Source organism: Bacillus sp. G16, assembly GCF_021282335.1.
Taxonomy (GTDB): Bacteria; Bacillota; Bacilli; order Bacillales; family Bacillaceae; genus Bacillus; species Bacillus inaquosorum.
Genome location: NZ_JAJSOZ010000013.1, coordinates 1 through 23,181 on the forward strand (window position 1 = coordinate 1; position 23,181 = coordinate 23,181).

A 23,181-nucleotide genomic window follows, 5' to 3' on the forward strand; every position below is an offset into this window, starting at 1 on the left:
GATTATATAGTCATATAATTTCTTTTATTGTCATTTTTCTACTTTTTTCTTATCCTCTTATTATGAGAACTGGAGGGAATCCGTTGAGCCAACATACTTATTCTTTAACCCATGCCCAAAGGAGAGTGTGGTTTACCGAACTGCTAGAGCCAGGTACCAGCATTTGCAATCTTACGGCCTGTGTGAAATTCAGAGGCAATATTGATCTTGATGTTCTAGAGGGCGCGCTGAATCATTCCATCTCCCGCAACGATGCCATCAGGTTTCAGCTGCTAGAAGGAGAAGAGCTTGAGCCGCGATTGTACCTTACTGAATATAAATATACTTCATTGGGAATAATAGATTTTTCAAATGTTGAAATGATAGAAATAGAGCAATGGATACAAGAACAAGCGAGAATCCCATTTAAACTATTCAACTCGCCTCTTTATCAATTTTATCTCCTTAGAATCCATAATCATGAGGTTTGGCTGTTTGCTAAATTCCATCATATTATAATGGACGGCATCTCCTTAAACGTGATGGGAAATCAAATTATAGATCTTTATCAAAAAATGAAAAAGCAAGATCCTTTACCCGATCAGCCTGAACCTTCTTACTTGAGCTACATCGAAAAAGAGAGTCAATATTTACAGTCTTCACGTTTTACAAAGGACCGTTTATTTTGGACTCAAACCTTTCAGAATCCGCCGGGATACCACTCGTTAGCCGGCCAGACGTCTTTACAAAAACAGAGCACATCCGCATCCAGAGATACCATCACCCTTTCACCTCATCTAGGGCAAACGATTCGAATCTTTTGCGAAGAACAAAAGATCAATATCATTTCCTTATTTATGGCTTCATTTTACATATGCATCAGCCGGATCACTTCTAAAAAAGACCTTGCCATCGGCACCTACTATGGCAACAGAGGGTCAAAGGCTGAAAAAGAAATGCTCGGCATGTTCGTCAGTTCTCTTCCCATCAGAATAACGGTTGATCCTGACGCGGACTTTCTATCCTTTGTCCGCAGAGTAAGCAGGGAACAGCTTTCCGTTATGCGTCACCAACGGTTTCCTTATAATTTGCTTGTAAATGAATTAAGAAAAGAACAGAAGGATTTACACAACCTTATCGGTATATCTATGCAGTATCAACCGCTCCAATGGCACAATGCAGACGGTTTTGACTATGAAACGGCGCTTTATTTCAGCGGATACACCGCGAACGAGCTTTCTGTTCAAATACAGGAACGGACAGACACCGGAACTATTCAATTAAATTTCGACTATCAAAATACCTTGTTTTCTCTTGAGGATATTAAGCGAATACAGAACCATCTGCTTACGTTACTGGAAAACGCCCTTCAACATCCGCACAGTTTCATAAAAGAATTAGATATGACTAATATAAGAGAGAAACAAAAATTGTTGTATGAGTTTAATAAGACGGAAGCTGTTTCGCCTGAAGCCCCAACCCTGCACGGTCTGTTTGAACGACAGGCGGCTGTCACACCGGAGCGGCCAGCCATCCGCTTTTCCAGCGGTTCGCTGACGTACGCTGAGCTTGACATGTATGCCAGCCGGCTGGCTGCGCGCCTCGCGGCACGCGGCGGCACGAAGGAAAGCATCGTCGGTGTCCTGTCTGAACGGTCACCTGAAATGCTGATAGCTGTACTTGCTGTCTTGAAGGCAGGCGGGGCGTATTTGCCGCTTGATCCTGCATATCCAGAGGAGCGGCTGAGCTACATGCTGAAAGACAGTGGGGCCGCGCTCTTGCTGGCACAGCCGGGATGTTCCGCACCGAGCTTTTCCGGAGAGATGCTTGAAGTGGACATGGCATCTCTTGCGAGCGAAAAAGCAGAAAGCCATGTATTTGCTCCTGCTGACAGCGGCTCTCTTGCCTATATCATTTATACGTCGGGCTCCACCGGGCAGCCAAAAGGGGTAGCGGTTGAGCACCGCCAGGCTATTTCCTTTCTGACTGGCATGCAGCGTCAGTTTCCGCTTCAGGAAGATGACATTGTTATGGTGAAAACCTCTTTTTCCTTTGATGCGTCTGTGTGGCAGCTGTTTTGGTGGTCCCTTTCCGGCGCTTCGGCTTATCTGCTTCCGCCCGGCTGGGAGAAAGACCCGGCATTGATTGTAAAAGCCATTCATCAGGAAAAAGTGACAACGGCTCATTTTATTCCGGCTATGCTGAACAGCTTTCTGGATCAAGCGGAAATGAAAGCGCTCGGTGATGGGACAAGCCTGAAGCGTGTATTCGCCGGAGGTGAACCGCTTGCGCCCCATACGGCAGCCCGTTTTGCTTCTTTATTGCCACAGGTATCGCTGATCCATGGCTACGGGCCGACAGAAGCAACGGTAGACGCGGCATTTTACGTGTTGGATCCAGAGCGGGACAGGGATCGCTTGCGGATTCCGATCGGAAAACCCGTACCCGGTGCGCGTTTGTATGTTTTAGATCCGCATTTAGCCGTACAGCCTTGCGGGGTCGCCGGCGAACTGTACATTGCCGGAGCGGGTGTTGCCAGAGGCTATTTAAATCGGCCGGCATTAACGGAGGAGCGTTTTCTTGAGGACCCGTTTTACCCGGGTGAACGCATGTACAAAACCGGGGATTTGGCGCGCTGGCTTCCTGACGGACATGTTGAATTCCTCGGCCGTTTGGATGATCAAGTCAAAATAAGGGGCTACCGTATCGAGCCTGGAGAAATTGAAGCAGCGCTTAGAAGCATTGAAGGCATCAGGGAGGCAGCCGTTACCGTACGGACAGACAGCGGCGAGCCGGAATTATGTGCCTATGCAGAAGGACTAAGAAGAAACGAAGTGCGGACGCAGCTTGAAAGACTGCTGCCGAGCTACATGATCCCAGCTCATATGATAGAGATGGAACGGTGGCCGGTTACGCCAAGCGGAAAGCTGGACCGAAACGCCCTGCCAGCTCCTGACGGAGCGGCAGATGAGGAGACCTACACGGCGCCGAGAAATGTGACAGAGATGAAGCTTGCCCAGCTGTGGGAGGACGTGCTGAAAAACGGCCCTGTCGGGATTCACGACAACTTTTTCGACCGCGGAGGACATTCCTTAAAAGCAACGGCGCTTGTTTCACGGATTGCCAAAGAATTCGATGTACAGGTGCCGCTGAAAGATGTGTTTGCCCATCCGACGGTAGAAGGGCTGGCTTCCGTTATCCGTGAAGGAACGGACAGTCCATATGAAGCGATGAAGCCGGCTGAAAAACGCGAGGCCTATCCGGTTTCCTCCGCTCAAAAACGGATCTATGTCCTTCAGCAGCTGGAGTACGGAGGGACAGGCTACAATATGCCGGCTTTGTTAGAGCTGGAAGGGAAGCTGGACCACGAAAGGCTGGACAGGGCCTTTAAAGAGCTAATCAAGCGCCACGAGTCGCTTCGGACATCCTTCGAACAGGACGAAAGCGGCGAGCCGGTGCAGCGCATCCATGACGAGGTGCCGTTTACATTACAGACAGCAGTCCTCGGCGAACAAACCGAACAGGAAGCTGCAGCCGCGTTTATCGAGCCCTTTGATCTCAGCCAAGCGCCGCTGTTCCGTGCCCAAATCGTAAAGGTATCAGATGAGCGGCACCTGTTGCTGGTTGATATGCATCACATTATTTCAGACGGTGTTTCCGTCAATATTCTGATTCGGGAATTCGGGGAGCTTTACAACAACCGGACCCTTTCGGCGCTTCACATTCAATATAAAGACTACGCCGTATGGCAAGAAGGATTTAAAAAAGGAGATGCGTACCAGACGCAGGAGGCGTACTGGCTGAAGCAGCTCGAGGGCGAGCTGCCGGTGCTGGATCTCCCGGCTGATCATACCCGCCCGCCGGTGCGGAGCTTCGCGGGTGACAAGGTCTCATTTACGCTTGATCAAGAGGCCGCATCAGGCCTTCATAAGCTGGCACGGGAAAACGGAAGCACACTGTACATGGTGCTTCTAGCGGCTTACACAGCGTTATTGTCCCGCTTAAGCGGACAGGAAGATATCATCGTCGGATCGCCAATTGCCGGCCGGCCGCACAAGGATCTTGAGCCGATACTCGGCATGTTTGTGAACACGCTGGCGCTGCGGACACGCCCGGAGGGCGGGAAGCCGTTTGTGGAGTATTTGCAGGAAGTGCGCGAGACAGCATTGGGAGCCTACGAGCATCAGGATTATCCGTTCGAAGAGCTCGTCGACAAGCTTGAATTGACGCGGGATATGAGCCGGAATCCAGTTTTTGATGCGATGTTTATCCTTCAAAATATGGAAAAGCAGGACATGGATCTGGAAGAGATAAAAGTCCGGCCCGCCAATTTCGCACATCACATTTCTTTATTCGATATCACACTAATAGCAACGGAAACAGATGGAGCCATTTGCTGCGAATTGGAATTTAGTACGGAAGTATTCCTGAAAGCTACGATTGAGCGCTGGGCAGCTCATTTTATCGAATTTCTGCATGCGGCACTTTCTAATCCTGAAACAAACCTTTCACAAATAAACATTCTTAGTCATCAAGAAAAACAAAATATAGTCTTTGAATTCAACAAAACTCAAGTTGAATTTTCTCAAAAAGATGTTCCTTTTCATCGCATATTTGAAGCGAGAGCTGAAGAAACACCAGAACATATAGCTGTTATTGATGACGAAACACAGATTAGTTATCGGCTTCTAAACGAAAGAGCCAATCGACTGGCACGGACGTTGCAAAAAAGAAAAGGGACGAGGCCAACTGTGGCTGTTTTAGCCAAGCGGTCCATTGATGCAATTGTTGGAATCCTAGCAGTGATGAAAGCTGGCGGAGTGTATATCCCAATCGATTCACATTATCCAAAAGCTAGAATTGAATACCTTCTCCGTGATAGCGGAGCAGACATTCTTCTTTTGCAGCAGGAGTTGAAGCATTTGATTTCAAACTCATCTGAATGTGATATATCTCACATCTGCCTTGATGATGAGAGCTCTTATGAAGAAAACAGCTGCAACCTTGACTTATCTCCTGCTCCTGAGGATGTAGCATATATCATTTATACGTCAGGAACTACGGGCGCACCTAAAGGCGTTATTGTCACCTATCGGAACTTTACTCATGCAGCTCTTGCTTGGCGGCAAATTTATGAACTGGATCGGAAGCCTGTCAGACTGCTCCAAATGGCGAGCTTTTCATTTGATGTCTTTTCAGGAGATTTAGCGAGAACATTGACCAACGGTGGGACTCTAATCGTTTGCCCAGATGAAAAGCGGCTGGAACCTGCTGAATTATATGGAATCATGAACTCTCGGCGAATCACGATAATGGAGTCAACGCCGGCTCTCATTATCCCAATTATGGAGTATGTATACCGTAACAAGCTCAAGCTTCCTGACTTAGACATATTGATTCTTGGTTCCGACATGGTGAAAGCTCAAGATTTCAAAACATTGACAGAACGTTTTGGCCAAAGCATGCGCATCATTAATAGTTATGGCGTCACAGAAGCGACGATCGATTCCAGCTGCTATGAAACAAGGATGGGAGAAGAGTATACGGGAGATAACGTCCCAATTGGCAGTCCGCTACCGAATGTACACATGTACGTACTCAGCCAGACTAATCAAATTCAGCCGATTGGCGTTGCCGGCGAGCTATGCATCAGCGGAGCAGGTGTTGCGAAAGGCTATCATAATAAACCTGACTTAACGCAAATGAAATTTACAGAAAATCCATTTGTCTCCGGAGAAAGGCTGTACAGAACCGGTGATCGAGCCTGCTGGCTTCCAAACGGAACGATCAAGCTTCTTGGCCGAATGGATTATCAGGTGAAGATAAATGGATACAGAATTGAAACAGAAGAAATTGAAAGTGTTCTGCTTCAAACCGGGCTGGTCAGAGAAGCTGCTGTTGCCGTTCAGCATGATAAGAATGGACATGCTGGTTTAGCAGCATATATTGTGCCTTCAGACGTCAATACGAATACTCTCCGTGCTGCTTTAACAAAGGAGCTGCCGGCATATATGATTCCTGCGCATCTGATTCCTATAGAAAAACTGCCGCTGACCTTAAACGGAAAGCTGGACAAAAACGCCTTGCCGGCTCCAAATGATGTGTTCACACGTCCATATACGGCACCAGTTAACGACATACAAAAAACGATAGCGGAAATATGGGAAGATGTCTTGTCCATTGCTCGAGTCGGCATTCACGATTCCTTTTTTGAGCTTGGCGGAGACTCAATAAAAGCATTACAAGTGGCAGCACGGCTGGCCACTGAAGGCTGGAGCATGACAATACGTGACTTATTCCGTTATCCAACGATTCAGGAGCTAAGCGGACATATCACACCATTGGCATCTCAAGCTGATCAGGGACCTGCGGAAGGTGAAGCTGATCTCGCTCCGATTCAGCGAAGATTTTTCGGACAGGTTCATGCTTTTCACTACCATTACAACCAGTCCGTCTTACTTTTCAGTGAAAAAGGATTCAATACTAATGCACTTCGTCGGGCGCTGCGTAAAATAACCGAGCATCACGATGCAATTCGCATGGTTTTTCAACGAAATCAAAACGGCCATGTCGTTCAGTATAATCGCGGAATGAATCACAAGGATCATGAACTGTTCGGCCTTCACATAGCAGACTGGACAAAAGAATCACTGGAAAGGACTCAGCTTGATGAAAAACTAGCCGCTGAGGAAATCGGCATTCAAAGCAAAATGAATGTACAAAAAGGGCCTCTGCTGCAAGCAGGTTTGTTTAAAACGACAGAAGGGGACCATTTGCTGATTGCGCTTCATCATCTTGTGATAGATGGCGTTTCTTGGAGAATACTGCTTGAGGATTTAGCTGCAGCATACCAGCAGGCTTTAGAAAAACAAGAGATCCAATTACCGCCAAAAACGGATTCTTATTTGTCCTACGCCAATGGTCTTGCACAAATTGCTGAAAGCAAACAATTGCTTGCAGAAAAATCATATTGGCAATCAATTTTGGACGCTCACACTGCTTTTCTGCCTAAGGACACGGAAAATGTGCCAGGAAGACTGCAAATGAACAGCGATACAGCGGCGTTTGTACTATCCGGGGACTGGACTGAAAAATTGCTGTTTGAAACCCAGCAAGCCTATGGCACTAATGCCAACGAACTTTTGCTTACGGCGTTAGGAATGGCGCTTTCTGAATGGACAGGGCATGACCAAATCGTGATCAGCACTGAGGGACACGGTAGAGAGGGGCATGTGCCAAACATTGATATTTCACGGACAGTTGGATGGTTTACTTCCATTTATCCTATTCTGCTGGACATGAGTATTCCCGAGCTTTTCGAGGATCAGCTCGCATACCGAATTAAGACGACAAAAGATATGCTGAGAAGGGTACCGAACAAAGGAACTGGTTACGGATTGTTAACACACATAGGAGAACTACCTCATAAAGAGCCTGAGGTTAGCTTTAATTATCTCGGCCAATTTAGCGAAGAGAAGGAAGCTGAAACGTTTCAATTATCATATTACCAGCCTCGTTACGAAATAGCGGGTGAGAGAGAACGAGAATATGAGCTGGACATCAATGCTCTTATTACAGACGGACGGCTTCAAGTAAAAGCGGTATACACCCAAGTGTTCACCCAACACTCAATTGAGTGTTTTATGGATCGTTTTCACAGGCGTCTTATCGAGATGATTGAGCATTGTTCTCAGAAAAAAGTACGCGAAAAAACGCTGAGTGATTTCAGCAATAAGGAATTAACGTTGTCTGCATTATCTAGCATCGAAGATCTCGTGAAAGATCTTTAACTTTTGAAAAGGTGTGTGGAATTGATGGCACAAGCGGCACAGATTCAAGATATTTATCCGTTATCGCACATGCAGGAAGGAATGCTGTTTCATTCACTGATGGATGTCAGCTCAAAAGCCTATGTCGAACAGACCTCGTTTACGATCACAGGGAATCTATGCATCGACTCGTTTCAAAAGAGCTTAAACCTTCTTGTTTCCCGGTATGATATTTTCAGAACGATTTTTATTAAAGAAGTCCAAGATCTTACAGGTCCGCAGCAGGTAGTCCTGTCAAACCGGGAATTGACAGTGTATAGAGAAGATTTTTCTCACCTGGCCGATCATGAACAGCAGGCTCTGATCGATGCTTTTATGACCAAGGATCGGGAAAAAGGATTTAATTTGCAAAAAGATCCGTTAATGCGTCTTGCCCTTTTTGATAGAGGCAACAGCCAATATACATGTGTCTGGACACATCACCATATCATCATGGATGGCTGGTGTCTAGGCATTATTCTTAAAGAGTTTTTCAGCATGTATGATTCGCTCAAAAATAACTCACCTGTACGGCTTGGCAGCACGGTACCGTATAGCCGCTATATTGAATGGCTCGGAGAACAAGATCAAGAAGAGACTGCTGCTTACTGGAGCGAATATTTGAAGGAGTACGGCAATACTGCATCTATCCCCCGGATAAATCCCCGCCCGGCGGACGGGGATTATAAAGCCGACCAGATCAGCTTTTCTTTAGCACCGGAAATGGTTGAGAAACTGACTGAGGCCGCCCAAAATTGGGGAGTGACATTAAACACGTTGTTTATGAGTATGTGGGGCGTGCTCCTCCATCGATATAATGCCACAGATGACGCAGTTTTTGGCTCCGTCATTTCGGGACGCCCGTCAGCGATTGACGGTATTGAATCAATGGTCGGCTTGTTTATTAATACTATCCCAGTGCGAATTCGATCTGCGGAGGGCATGACGTTTTCTTCGCTGGCCAAAGCCGTGCAGGAGGATATTTTAGCATCTGAACAGCATGGGTATTATCCGCTTTATGAAATTCAAAACCATAGTCCATTGAAGCAAGGGTTGATCGATCATATTTTTGTCTTTGAAAATTATCCTGTACAGCTTGATCAGGCGTTAAGCATTGAGAGTGAAGACGAGGAAAATGCACTGAAGCTTGGTGACATTTCAATGTCGGAGCAAACCAATTACGACTTTAATATCGTTATTGTTCCGGGAGAATCATTTTATATCAAATTCAGCTACAACGCAGCCGTTTATGAACGGGAAGAGATGCTGAGGATTCAGGGGCATCTAAAACAAGCACTAGATTGCATTTTGGCAAATCCCGATATTGCCGTCAGTGACATCAATATCGTCCCGCCGGAGGAGCAACAGGTTATCCAATTGTTTAACGAAACTGAGCGTCCTTATGTGAACAAAACGATATCCCAATTGTTCGAGGAACAAGCCCGCAAAACACCTGAAGCTGCTGCATTAAAAATGGGAGACGATTGCTGGACCTATCGCCAATTAAATATAAGAGCCAATCAGATTGCGCACGCCCTGATAGAAAAAGGCGTTGGATCTGGAGATATCGTGGCTGTGATGATGAACCGGTCAATGGAAATGCCTGCAGCTCTACTTGGGATTTGGAAAGCAGGCGGCGCTTATATGCCGCTTGATCCAAATTTCCCAGAAGAACGTCTTTCTTTCCTGCTGAAGGACAGTCAAGCAGCTCAATTGCTGATTGAAGAAAACCTTATGTCATTCATCCCGCCGCACTATGAAGGAAATATGATACCGATAGAACGTACAGAAAGCTACCAATCAGCAGCTCCAGATGTGCCGCTTGGTGATCTCGCCTATTTGATCTATACGTCGGGAACGACAGGGCGCCCTAAAGGTGTTCTAGTTAATCATCAAGGCATTGCCAATACATTGCAATGGAGACGGGAAGAGTATGGCATGACCGAACAGGATATATCCCTCCATTTGTTTTCATATGTGTTTGACGGTTGTGTGACGAGCTTGTTTACCCCGCTTTTATCCGGTGCGTGCGTATTGCTGACAACGGATGACGAAGCGAAGGATGTGCTAGCCCTTAAACGAAAAATAGCCCGTTATAAGGTCAATCACATTATCATTGTTCCTTCCCTGTACCGGGTGTTATTGGAAGTGATGACTGCTGACGATGCAAAAAGTCTTCGTATTGTGACATTCGCTGGTGAAGCGGTCACGCCTGACCTGCTTGAGATGAGCGAAAAGATTTGTCCTTCTGCAGAATTGGCAAATGAATACGGGCCCACAGAAAATAGTGTGGCAACAACAATATTGCGTCAACTGAACGAAAAAGAGAGGATCACGATCGGACACCCGATTGCGAACACAAAAGTATTTGTTTTACACGGAAATCAAATGCAGCCGATCGGCGCGGCGGGCGAACTGTGTATTTCCGGCGAGGGTCTTGCAAAAGGATACTACAAACAGCCAGAGCTTACAGACAAAGCATTCTCCGATCACCCGTTCCTTGAAGGGGAGCGTTTATACCGAACAGGTGATGCAGGCCGCTTTTTGCCGGATGGAACGATTGAATATATAGGGCGTTTTGATGATCAAGTGAAAATTAGGGGTTACCGCATTGAACTGAAAGAAATTGAAACGGTTCTTCGACAGGCGCCAGGAGTGAAGGAAGCAGCAGTACTGGCCCGCGATGTTTCTGCTGAGGAAAAGGAGCTCGTCGCTTATATCGTTCCGGAAAAGGGAAACAATCTCCCGGATTTGCATCGGCATCTAGCCGGGACATTGCCGCCCTATATGATTCCCGCAAGTATTACCAATATCAGCCGGATGCCATTAACATCCAGCGGGAAGCTTGACCGGTCAGCACTTCCTGAACCAGAAAACAATGCGAGCCTCACCTATATGCCGCCCCGAACCTTAATCGAGGCTGATCTCGCACATATTTGGGAAGATGTGCTGAATAAACAGCAAATCGGCAGTCGTGATGATTTCTTTCAGTTAGGCGGACAGTCCTTAAAAGCGGCCTTACTCGTATCAAGAATACATAAAAAGCTTAATGTCGAGCTGCCGATCAGTGAGGTTTTTTCTAATCCGACAGTTGAAAGCATGGCAGTCAAATTGATGAGCTTAAAAGAACATGCTTTTACACAGATTGAGCCTGCGGATCAAAGAGATGTCTATCCGCTGTCTTTCTCGCAAAAACGATTATATGCTCTCCATCAGTTGGCAGATGACAGCACAGGCTATAACATGCCCGCTGTACTTGAATTACGCGGAAATCTGGATCGCCAGCGGTTGAGAAGCGTTCTCACAGAACTTGTGAATCGGCATGAAGCATTGCGGACTGTTTTTGTGCTTGACAGAGGAGAGCCCGTGCAGATCATTCATCCAGAGATGGCTTTTGATCTGAAAGAGCTTGAAATGGAATCAGAACAAATGCTTGAGTCCGCAATCGAATCTTTTATCAAACCGTTTGATCTATCGTCCGGTCCGCTTTTTAGAGCATGTGTCATTACAATGGGCAATAATCGCGGCTTTTTGCTGCTCGACATGCACCATATTATTGCCGACGGTGTCTCGATGAGCACTCTTGTCCAAGAATTTACTGACTTGTATTGCGAAAAAGAGTTGCCAGCTTTAAACCTGCATTATAAGGATTTTGCTGTTTGGCAGCAAGAAAAGTACCCGAAAGAGCTATACAAAAAACAGGAGGCCTACTGGCTCGATCAGCTTGGCGGGAGTCTTCCAGTATTAGAATTACCGCTTGATAAAACAAGACCGCGTCTCCCTGATTTCAGCGGCGGAACAATCGAAGTAAACATTGATAAAGACACGGCAGATGAGCTGCACCGTTTAATGGTTGAAACGGGAACAACGTTGTATATGATTCTTCTGGCTGTCTATTCTATTTTGCTATCCAAGCTAAGCGGGCAAGAGGATATTGTCGTCGGCTCGCCTGCTGCCGGAAGACCGCACGCCGATCTGGAGCGCGTCATCGGGATGTTCGTAAATACTTTAGCGATGCGCAGCCAGCCCGAGGGCCACAAAACGTTCAGCTCGTATTTGCAGGATATTCGCCACCTGGCTCTGACGGCTTACGAGTATCAGGATTATCCTTTTGAGGAGCTGGCAGATAAGCTCGATACACATCGAGAGGTAAATCGCAACCCGCTGTTCGATGCGATGCTCGTGCTTCAAAGCAGTGAGGATTTCCAGTTCGAAGTGCCTGGTCTATCAATTTCGTCTGTCACTCCAAAACACGATATATCTAAATTCGATTTGACATTACACGCTGAGGAGCATTCGGGCGGGATTCACTGCCGGTTTGAATACAGCACCGCTCTTTTTGAAGAAGAGACCATTGCGCGATGGGCATCCCATTTTATTGAACTGGTAAAAAGTGTAACGGCTGATACCAAGATGAGAATTTCGGAAATGCAATTGCTTCCTGCTGCAGAGCGCAATTTGCTCCTTGAAAAAATGGGACAGTATGCCGCTTATCCGAGAAATGAAAACATTGTAAGCTTATTTGAAAAGCAAGCCGCTGAACATCCGGAGCATCTCGCAGTGGTGTACGGTCACTCTCAGCTTACTTATCGAGACCTGAATGAAAAAGCTGAGCGGACAGCTGCTATGCTGATCAAACAAGGGGTCAGAACTGGCGATATCGTAGGTCTGATGCTCGATCGGTCACCTGCTATGATCATTGGCATTTTATCGATTTTAAAAGCTGGAGGGGCCTACTTGCCGATTGATCCTGAATATCCTCAGGAACGTATCAGTTTTATGCTCAATGACAGCGGGGCAAAAATGTTGCTGACAGAGCGCGGCCAAAACAATCCTGCAGACTACAACGGGCCTATTATGTATATCGATGAAGGTGATAGCGACTCAATGCCGGATGATTTAAACATTCAAGAAATCCTATCGGATCAGCCGGCATACGTGATATACACATCCGGAACGACTGGCCAGCCAAAGGGCGTCATTGTCGAGCACCGCAATGTGATCAGTCTTTTAAAGCATCAAAACTTGCCTTTTGAATTTGGCCATGAAGACGTCTGGACGTTATTTCATTCATATTGCTTTGATTTCTCTGTATGGGAAATGTTCGGTGCGTTATTAAACGGAAGTACACTAGTCGTGGTCTCTAAAGAAACAGCCCGTGATCCCCATGCATTCCGATTATTGTTAAAAAAAGAACGCGTCACTGTACTCAATCAGACCCCGACAGCTTTTTACGGCCTGATGCATGAAGATCAAAACCATACGGATCGATTAAACATCCGATACGTGATTTTTGGCGGCGAAGCTTTACAGCCCGGCATGCTTCAAAGCTGGAATAAAAAATATCCTGATACTGATCTGATCAATATGTATGGTATTACAGAAACGACGGTACATGTAACATTCAAAAAATTGTCCGCAGCAGACATTGCAAAAAATAAAAGCAATATCGGACGGTCGCTTTCAACTCTGCAGGCTTATGTGATGGATGCTCATATGAATCTGCAGCCGATCGGAGTTCCAGGGGAGATGTATATAGGCGGTGAAGGTGTGGCACGGGGATATCTCAACAGAGATGAGCTGACCGCTGACCGTTTTGTGCCTAATCCTTATCTTCCGGGGGATAGATTATACCGAACAGGAGATCTTGCTAAACGCCTGTCAAATGGCGAGCTGGAATACTTAGGCCGCATTGATGATCAGGTTAAAGTCAGAGGACACCGTATTGAGTTAGGCGAAATCCAGGCGGCTCTTCTTCAGCTTCCAGCTATTAAAGAGGCGGCTGTCATCACAAGAACAGATGAGCAAGGGCAAGCAGCTGTATATGCATACATCGTGACAAAAGATCAACAGGCCGCGAATGCATCAGAAATCCGGACTTCTCTAAAAACCATGCTACCTGACTTTATGCTGCCGGCCCGTTTGATACAGATTGACAGCATCCCGCTGACTGTTAATGGAAAGCTTGATCAGAAAGCCCTGCCGGAACCTGATAAACACGGTTATATTGCTGATGATATCAGACCAAGAAATGAGATTGAAAAGGTGATGGCTGAAATTTGGGAGGAGCTTCTTGATGTGGAGGAGCTGGGCGTAAGCGCCAATTTCTTTGAGCTTGGCGGAGATTCTATTAAAGCACTGCAAGTTTGTGCCAGACTGAAGCAATGCGGCTTTGAAACGACAGTACGTGAGATGTTTGAACATCAGACTCTTGGCGAACTGTCCGCTCGTGTTCGAAAAGCCGTACACGTCATTGACCAAGGTCCGGTCGAAGGCGAGATCACTTGGACACCTATCCAGCAATGGTTTTTCTCGCAATCTCTGGAAATCCATCATTTTAATCAGTCCGTTATGCTCTATCGGACTGAACGATTTGACGAGACAGCGCTTAAAAAGGTGCTAAAAAGCCTGGTGACTCATCATGACGCACTAAGAATCGTATGCCGATATGAAGATGGCAGGCCGGTACAGATAAACAGAGGGATAGATCTCCCAGATAAGGAGCTATATGCTCTTGAACTGTTTGATGTAAAGGATAACTTAACAGAAGCACGTAATCGGATTGAGGAAGCAGCCAGCCAGATACAAGAGCATATTCGTTTGGAAACCGGCCCATTGCTTCACGCTGGATTGTTTAGAGCCGAGAATGGAGACCATTTGTTTCTGACGATTCATCACTTAGTTGTTGATGCAGTTTCATGGCGCATTTTGTTCGAGGATTTTTCAACGGCCTACAAACAGGCAGTCTCAGGAGAATCTATTAAACTGCCGCAAAAAACAGATTCATATTTAACGTATTCACAAAGAATATCTGACTACTCTAAAAGCCGCCAGATACAGCGAGAAGAAGCGTATTGGGATGAGCGAGAGAACCGTCACATTCAACCTATTCCTAAAGGCAATGAAGCAGCACCAAACACATTCAAAGATACAGAAGTGATTGATTTTAATCTGTCCAGCCATCATACAGAATTATTGTTAACGGCTGCAAATAAAGCATACAGCACGGAGATGAATGATATCCTTCTGACAGCTTTAGGCCTTGCTTTGCAGCAATGGACAGGCTATGACCAGTTTAAAATCAGCATGGAGGGCCATGGAAGGGAATCATATCTTGAGGATATTGACATTAGCAGAACAGTCGGCTGGTTCACCTCGATTTATCCTGTATGGCTTGATATGAGCCATTCTGATCATAAGAACAAAGATGAGCGTCTGGGCCACCTCATTAAACAGACAAAAGATATGCTGCACCGTATACCGCATAAGGGCGCAGGCTACGGTGTGCTGAAATATACCAACAAAAAATGGGACTCTGAGAAAGGCAGCCCGGACATCAGCTTTAACTATTTAGGCCAGTTTGATCAGGATATTCAATCAAAAGCTTTTGAGGTTTCTGACATCAAGCCAGGGAATGAGATCAGCCCGAACTGGGAGCGTCCTCATGCACTGGATATCAGCGGCGCCGTTTCTTCGGGGTGCCTGAACATGCACATGATCTATAACAGGCTTCAATTTGAGAAAAAAACAATCCAAACATTTGCAGAGCATTTTAAACAGACTTTGGAAAATATCATTGAGCATTGTACGGGCAAAGAAAACCGAGAATGGAGCGCATCTGATTTCACTGATGAAGATTTAACACTTGATGAATTGAGTGAGATTATGGGTGCCGTCAACAAACTATAGGGAGAGGAGATTCACACTGATGCCGCAGCAACCCGAAATACAGGATATATACCCTTTGTCTTTTATGCAGGAAGGGATGCTTTTTCATTCACTGTATGATGAACAGTCAAGAGCTTATTTTGAACAGGCTTCTTTTACGATCCATGGACAGCTTGACTTGGAGCGTTTCCAGAAAAGTATGGATGCTGTTTTTGAAAGATACGAAATCTTCCGAACGGCGTTCATCTATAAAAATGTAGCCAAACCCCGTCAAGTCGTGCTCAAGCATCGTCATTGCCATGTTCATTTTGAAGATATTTCTCACCTCAACGAAAGAGATAAAGAACATTGTACTGAGGCATTCAAAGAGCAGGATAAATCCAGGGGATTCGATCTCCAAACAGATGTACTGATGAGAATATCTATTTTAAAATGGGCGCCTGATCGTTATGTCTGTATCTGGAGCCACCATCATATTTTAATGGATGGCTGGTGTTTAGGCATCGTCATTAAAGATTTTCTTCACATTTATCAAGCGCTGGGTAAAGGTCAGCTTCCGGATTTGCATCCCGTTCAGCCGTACCGGACGTATATTAAATGGCTGATGCAGCAAGACCGAGAAGAAGCGGCTGAGTATTGGAAAAAGAGGCTTCAGCATTTCGAAAAAGCTACGCCTCTGCCGAAAAGAACAGATCAAATACCGGATGGGACATTAGAGCAGATCACGTTCACCATTTCTGAAAAAGAAACCTCCGAATTACAGAAAATCGCAGCAGCTTCTGGAGCGACACTAAACACTGTTTTCCAAGCTTTATGGGGAATTATGCTTCAAAAATTCAATCGCTGCGGCGATGCTGTGTTCGGATCCGTTATATCAGGCAGACCTTCTGAGCTAAGAGATGTGGAAAACATGGTCGGACTTTTTATCAATACCATTCCTATTCGAGTCCAAAGTGATTCTCTTTCTTTTTCTGACCTAGTCAGCAGGATGCAAAAAGACATGACTGAGGCAGAAGCATATAGTTACTTCCCTTTATATGACATTCAGGCGCAGAGTACTCTCAAACAAGAGCTTATCGATCATATTATCGTCTTTGAAAATACACCTACCCAGCAAGAGATTGAAGGGCTGAATCAGGCTGGATCATTTGATTTCTCCGTGAAGGATTTTGAGATGGAAGAGGTGACCAATTATAGCTGCAGTGTCAAAGTGATCCCAGGCCGTACGTTGTACGTTCGGATTCATTTTCATACCGGCGCTTATCAACCAAGCATGATGTCCGAGATAAAAGATTATTTACAGCACATGGTCTCTGACGTCATCTCTGATCCATCTCTCCCCGTGTCAAAGATGACATTGTTAGATGAGAACAAAACACGGAAAATCGTTTCTCAAAACAACGGGGCAGTATCTGTTTCGCCTGAAGCCCCAACCCTGCACGGTCTGTTTGAACGACAGGCGGCTGTCACACCGGAACGGCCGGCCATCCGCTTTTCCAGCGGTTCGCTGACGTACGCTGAGCTTGACATGTATGCCAGCCGGCTGGCTGCGCGCCTCGCGGCACGCGGCGTCACGAAGGAAAGCATCGTCGGTGTCCTGTCTGAACGGTCACCTGAAATGCTGATAGCTGTACTTGCTGTCTTGAAGGCAGGCGGGGCGTATTTGCCGCTTGATCCTGCATATCCAGAGGAGCGGCTGAGCTACATGCTGAAAGACAGCGGGGCCGCGCTCTTGCTGGCACAGCCGGGATGTTCCGCACCGAGCTTTTCCGGGGAGACGCTTGAAGTGGACATGGCATCCCTTGCGAGCGAAGAAGCAGAAAGCCATGTGTTTGCTCCTGCTGACAGCGGCTCTCTCGCCTATGTCATCTATACGTCGGGCTCCACCGGGCAGCCAAAAGGGGTAGCGGTTGAGCACCGCCAGGCTGTTTCCTTTCTGACTGGCATGCAGCGTCAGTTTCCGCTTCAGGAAGATGACATTGTCATGGTGAAAACCTCTTTTTCCTTTGATGCGTCTGTGTGGCAGCTGTTTTGGTGGTCCCTTTCCGGCGCTTCGGCTTATCTGCTTCCGCCTGGCTGGGAGAAAGACCCGGCATTGATTGTAAAAGCCATTCATCAGGAAAAAGTGACAACGGCTCATTTTATTCCGGCTATGCTGAACAGCTTTCTCGATCAAGCGGAAATGAAAGCGCTCGGTGATGGGACAAGCCTGAAGCGTGTATTCGCCGGAGGTGAACCACTTGCGCCCCATGTGGCAGCCCGTTTTGCTTCTTTATTGCCGCAGGTATCGCTGATTCATGGCTACGGGCCGACAGAAGCGACGGTTGACGCGGCATTTTACGTGTTGGACCCAGAGCGGGACAGGGATCGCTTGCGGATTCCGATCGGGAATCCCGTACCCGGTGCGCGTTTGTATGTTTTAGATGCGCATTTAGCCGTACAGCCTTGCGGTGTCGCCGGCGAACTGTACATAGCCGGAGCGGGTGTGGCCAGAGGCTATTTGAATCGGCCGGCCTTAACGGAGGAGCGTTTTCTTGAGGACCCGTTTTACCCGGGAGAACGAATGTATAAAACTGGGGATTTGGCGCGCTGGCTCCCTGACGGACATGTTGAATTCCTCGGCCGTTTGGATGATCAAGTCAAAATCAGGGGCTACCGTATCGAGCCTGGAGAAATTGAAGCAGCGCTTAGAAGCATTGAAGGCGTCAGAGAGGCAGCCGTTACCGTACGGACAGACAGCGGCGAGCCGGAATTATGCGCCTATACAGAAGGACTAAGAAGAAACGAAGTGCGGACGCAGCTTGAGAGACTTTTACCGGGATACATGATCCCAGCCCATATGATAGAGATGGAACAGTGGCCAGTTACGCCAAGCGGAAAGCTGGACCGAAACGCCCTGCCAGCTCCTGGCGGAGCGGCAGATGAGGAGACCTATACGGCGCCGAGAAATATAACAGAGATGAAGCTTGCCCAGCTGTGGGAGGACGTGCTGAAAAATGGCCCTGTCGGGATTCACGACAACTTTTTTGATCGCGGAGGACATTCCTTAAAAGCAACGGCGCTTGTCTCCCGGATCGCCAAAGAATTCGATGTACAGGTGCCGCTGAAAGATGTGTTTGCCCATCCGACTGTAGAAGGACTGGCTTCCGTTATCCGTGAAGGAACGGACAGTCCATATGAAGCGATGAAGCCGGCTGAAAAGCGCGAGGCCTATCCGGTTGCCTCCGCGCAAAAACGGATCTATGTCCTTCAGCAGCTGGAGGACGGAGGGACAGCCTACAATATGCCGGCTGTGTTAGAGCTGGAAGGGAAGCTGGACCCCGAAAGGCTGGACAGGGCTTTTAAAGAGCTAATCAAGCGCCACGAGTCGCTTCGGACATCCTTCGAACAGGACGAAAGCGGCGAGCCGATGCAGCGCATCCATAACGAGGTGCCGTTTACATTACAGACAGCAGTCCTCGGCGAACAAACCGAACAGGAAGCCGCAGCCGCGTTTATCGAGCCCTTTGATCTCAGCCAAGCGCCGCTGTTCCGTGCCCAAATCGTAAAGGCATCAGATGAGCGGCACCTGTTGCTGGTTGATATGCATCACATTATTTCAGATGGTGTTTCCGTCAATATTCTGATTCGGGAATTCGGGGAGCTTTACAACAACCGGACCCTTCCGGTGCTTCACATTCAATATAAAGACTACGCCGTATGGCAAGAAGGATTTAAAAAAGGAGACGCGTACCAGATGCAGGAGGCGTACTGGCTGAAGCAGCTCGAGGGCGAGCTGCCGGTGCTGGATCTCCCGGCTGATCATACCCGCCCGCCGGTGCGGAGCTTCGCGGGTGACAAGGTCTCATTTACGCTTGATCAAGAGGCCGCATCAGGCCTTCATAAGCTAGCACGGGAAAACGGAAGCACACTGTACATGGTGCTTCTAGCGGCTTACACAGCGTTATTGTCCCGCTTAAGTGGACAGGAAGATATCATCGTCGGATCGCCAATTGCCGGCCGGCCGCACAAGGATCTTGAGCCGATACTCGGCATGTTTGTGAACACGCTGGCGCTTCGGACGCGCCCAGAGGGCGGGAAACCGTTTGTGGAGTATTTGCAGGAAGTGCGCGACACAGCATTGGGAGCCTACGAGCATCAGGATTATCCGTTCGAAGAGCTCGTCGACAAGCTTAAATTGACGCGGGATATGAGCCGGAATCCGCTGTTTGACGTGATGTTTGTTCTTCAAAATATGGATCAGGAATCGATTCAGCTTGAAGAACTGCATCTCAAACCTGCAGCAAACAACGGGCATCAAACGTCCAAATTTGATTTAACTCTGTATGCTCACGAACAGCCCTGCGGTTTGCTCACGTTCCAAATGGAATTTAGTACGGACTTATATAAGAAAAAAACGATAGAAAAGTGGCTTCAATACTTCATCAATATGTTACTCTCCATCACCCAAGACAACAAAGCCGCTCTCGGAACAATAAATATACTAAATGAGGATGAGACCCATTACCTTATCCATGAGCTCAATCGTACAAAAATAGATTATCCAAGAAATGAAACCATCAGCAGGCTCTTTGAAATGCAGGCTGAACAAACACCTAATGCCATTGCAATTGTCAGCGATACACAAGAATTAACTTACGCGGATCTGAACAGCCGGGCAAATCAAATTGCTTCATTTCTACAGAGAAAGGGAGTAGGGCCTGATCGTGTTGTAGCCTTGTTGACAGGACGAACGCCAGAACTCATAGCGGGAATGCTGGGCATTCTGAAAGCAGGAGGAGCATATCTACCTATAGCTTCTGATCTGCCTGTTGAACGAATAGCTTATATGCTGTCAGACAGCGGGGCGGCATTACTCCTTCAATCTGAAAAAACAGAAAAACAGCTATTAGACATTGAATGTGAACAAATCATAATCGAAAATATTCAAAAGCAAGGAGAAACGAAGAACTTTGAATCGTCAGCAGGGCCACATTCACTTGCATATATCATTTATACCTCTGGATCAACCGGTAAACCAAAGGGTGTCATGATTGAGGAGCGAAGTGTAATTCGTCTTGTTAAAAACAGCAATTATATTACATTTACACCTGCAGACCGTCTTCTCATGACGTCATCAATCGGTTTTGATGTTGTGACATTTGAAATATTTGGACCGTTGCTAAATGGGGCAGCTTTGCACCTGTCCGATAAAGAAGTATTTCTCGATTCCTATCAGCTTCAGAGATACATAGAACATCATGGGATCACAACGATGTGGTTGACATCTTCTCTATTCAATCATTTGACAGAGCAAAATGAGACAACCTTTTCACAGCTGAATCATCTGATTATAGGCGGGGAAGCCTTGTCCGCAAGCCACGTCAATCGAATCCGAAATGTCTGCCCGGAAGTATCGATATGGAATGGATATGGACCAACCGAAAATACAACTTTTTCGACATGCTTCCACATTCAAAAAACATATGAACTTTCCATCCCGATCGGGCGGCCGGTTGGTAATTCCACCGCTTATATCTTAAATAAATGGGGAATGCTGCAGCCGGTCGGAACTGTCGGTGAACTTTGTGTCGGCGGTGATGGCGTCGCCAGAGGCTATTTAGGCCGTCCTGATTTAACAAAAGAGAAATTTGTCCCAAATCCATTTGCGCCTGGCGATCGACTGTACCGCACAGGTGATCTGGCGCGTTGGCTTCCCGATGGCACAATTGAGTACGTTGGCCGTATAGATGATCAAGTAAAAGTCAGAGGCTATCGGGTGGAGCTGGGTGAGATCGAATCAGCACTTCGCCAAATAGACGGGGTCAAAGAAGCCGCTGTGTTGGCACGTACAGGCCAGACAGGGAGCAAAGAGCTGTTTGGCTACATCAGCGTAAATGCAGGCACGAATGCTGAACAAGTGCGTTCTCTTCTCGCGCGTTCACTGCCAAATTATATGATCCCGGCGTACATCATTGAAATGGAGACTCTTCCGCTCACATCAAACGGCAAATTGAACCGGAAAGCACTTCCTGAACCAGATTTCGCATCTAAACAAACGTACGTCCCGCCACGCGATGACCTTGAAGAACAGCTGGCATTGATCTGGCAGGAGGTTCTTGGCATCCAGAGGATCGGAATAGAGGATTCGTTTTTTGAATTGGGCGGAGATTCAATCAAAGCGCTTCAAGTTTCTGCACGCCTTGGGCGCCATGGGCTAAGCTTGCAGGTAAGTGATTTATTCCGGCATCCAAAGATAAAAGACTTATCACCATTTATCCGTAAGACAGAGAGAATCATAGAACAAGGCCCCATTCAGGGAGACGTTCCTTGGACGCCTGTTCAGCAATGGTTTCTTTCACAAGATATTGAAGAACGACACCATTTTAATCAGTCTGTCATGCTTTTCCATTCTGACCGTTTGTCTGAAGACGCCCTTAGAGCAGCCTTAAAAAAACTGGCGGAGCATCATGATGCGCTTCGGATGGTTTATCGTAACGATGACGGGCGATGGATTCAAATCAACCAAGGCATTCAGGAATCACAGCTGTACAGTTTAAGAATATCTGATCTTTCACAGTCCGAAAGCGGTTGGGAAACGCAAATCAAACAAGAAGTTGCAGGTCTTCAGCAAAGCATCAATTTGCAGGAAGGACCATTGTTACATGCCGCGTGGTTTAAAACACTGACAGGAGATTACTTGTTCCTTGCGATCCATCATCTTGTCGTTGACGGTGTGGCATGGCGGATTTTGCTGGAGGATTTGTCAGCAGGGTACCAACAAGCATCTTCAGGCCAAGTGATCCAGCTTCCGCCTAAAACTGATTCCTACCAGGAATACGCAAGACGGATTCAGGAATATGCCCAAAGCAGCAGGCTGATTCGTGAAGAGGTGTATTGGCGAAGTGTGGAAGAACAGCAAGCTGCGGAACTGCCATATGAAATCCCGCTTCATGAGAACACCGACTGCAGCAGAAGGGATTCGATACGCTTTTCACTCTCTGAAGCAGACACTGCCGTTTTGCTGCAGAACGTCAATCACGCCTATGGTACAGATACACAAGATATTCTGTTAACCGCAGCATCCTTGGCGATTTGTGAATGGACAGGCGGAAGCAAGCTCCGTATCGCTATGGAAGGACACGGGAGAGAACACATTCTGCCAGAGTTAGATATCAGCCGGACGGTCGGCTGGTTTACATCCATGTACCCGGCACTCATAAGCTTTGAAAATCATAGGGATGAGCTCGGAACCGCAGTAAAAACCGTTAAAGATACACTGGGCCGGATACCAAACAAAGGGGTAGGTTACGGTATGCTGAAATACCTTACACACCCTGAAAACAAAAGCATTACGTTTTCAAAAACACCTGACATCAGCTTTAACTATTTGGGCCAGTTCAACGACATCGAAAGACAGGACAGCTTCCGCCCATCAAGTCTTGGGAGCGGAAAGGATATCACTCATACATGGAAGCGTGAGCAAATCATCGAGATGAGTGCAATGGCAGCAGACAAAAAGCTCCATTTCAATCTTAGTTATCCGCCAGCCCGCTTTCATAGAAACACAATGGAGCAGCTTATCAACAGGATTGAACACTTTTTGCGGGACATTATGAAACATTGCGCCGGTAAACAGAAAGCAGAAAAGACACTAAGCGATTTTAGCAGTCAATCATTAACGGCAGAGGATTTGGACAGCATATCCAGCTTGGTGGAAGAATTGTAGAAAATCGGACAGGGAGAC

At 47.0% G+C, this 23,181-nt stretch carries 3 protein-coding genes; all 3 read left to right on the forward strand.

All coding sequences use genetic code 11. From position 1 onward, the window contains the following. The first annotated feature begins 83 nt into the window (after positions 1-83). Genes LWH95_RS16005 through LWH95_RS16015 form a run of 3 tightly spaced genes read left to right on the forward strand, consistent with a single transcriptional unit; the run spans position 84 to position 23,163 of the window. Positions 84-7,769 carry a non-ribosomal peptide synthetase gene (locus LWH95_RS16005; protein WP_232919966.1) on the forward strand — a complete coding sequence of 2,562 codons (7,686 nt, stop codon included), beginning with the start codon at positions 84-86 and terminating at the stop codon, positions 7,767-7,769. 24 nt (positions 7,770-7,793) lie between these two features. Further along, positions 7,794-15,476, forward strand: a complete 7,683-nt coding sequence (locus tag LWH95_RS16010; RefSeq protein ID WP_232919967.1) for a non-ribosomal peptide synthetase — start codon at positions 7,794-7,796, stop codon at positions 15,474-15,476. Positions 15,477-15,495: 19 nt separating this feature from the next. Further along, positions 15,496-23,163 carry a non-ribosomal peptide synthetase gene (locus LWH95_RS16015; RefSeq protein ID WP_232919968.1) on the forward strand — a complete coding sequence of 2,556 codons (7,668 nt, stop codon included), beginning with the start codon at positions 15,496-15,498 and terminating at the stop codon, positions 23,161-23,163. Positions 23,164-23,181 lie beyond the last annotated feature (18 nt).

Excerpts from the sequence above, each read along its gene's own strand:
- LWH95_RS16015 (WP_232919968.1), top strand. The coding sequence starts at position 15,496 with ATGCCGCAGCAACCCGAAATACAGGATATATACCCTTTGTCTTTTATG.
- LWH95_RS16010 (WP_232919967.1), top strand. The coding sequence starts at position 7,794 with ATGGCACAAGCGGCACAGATTCAAGATATTTATCCGTTATCGCACATG.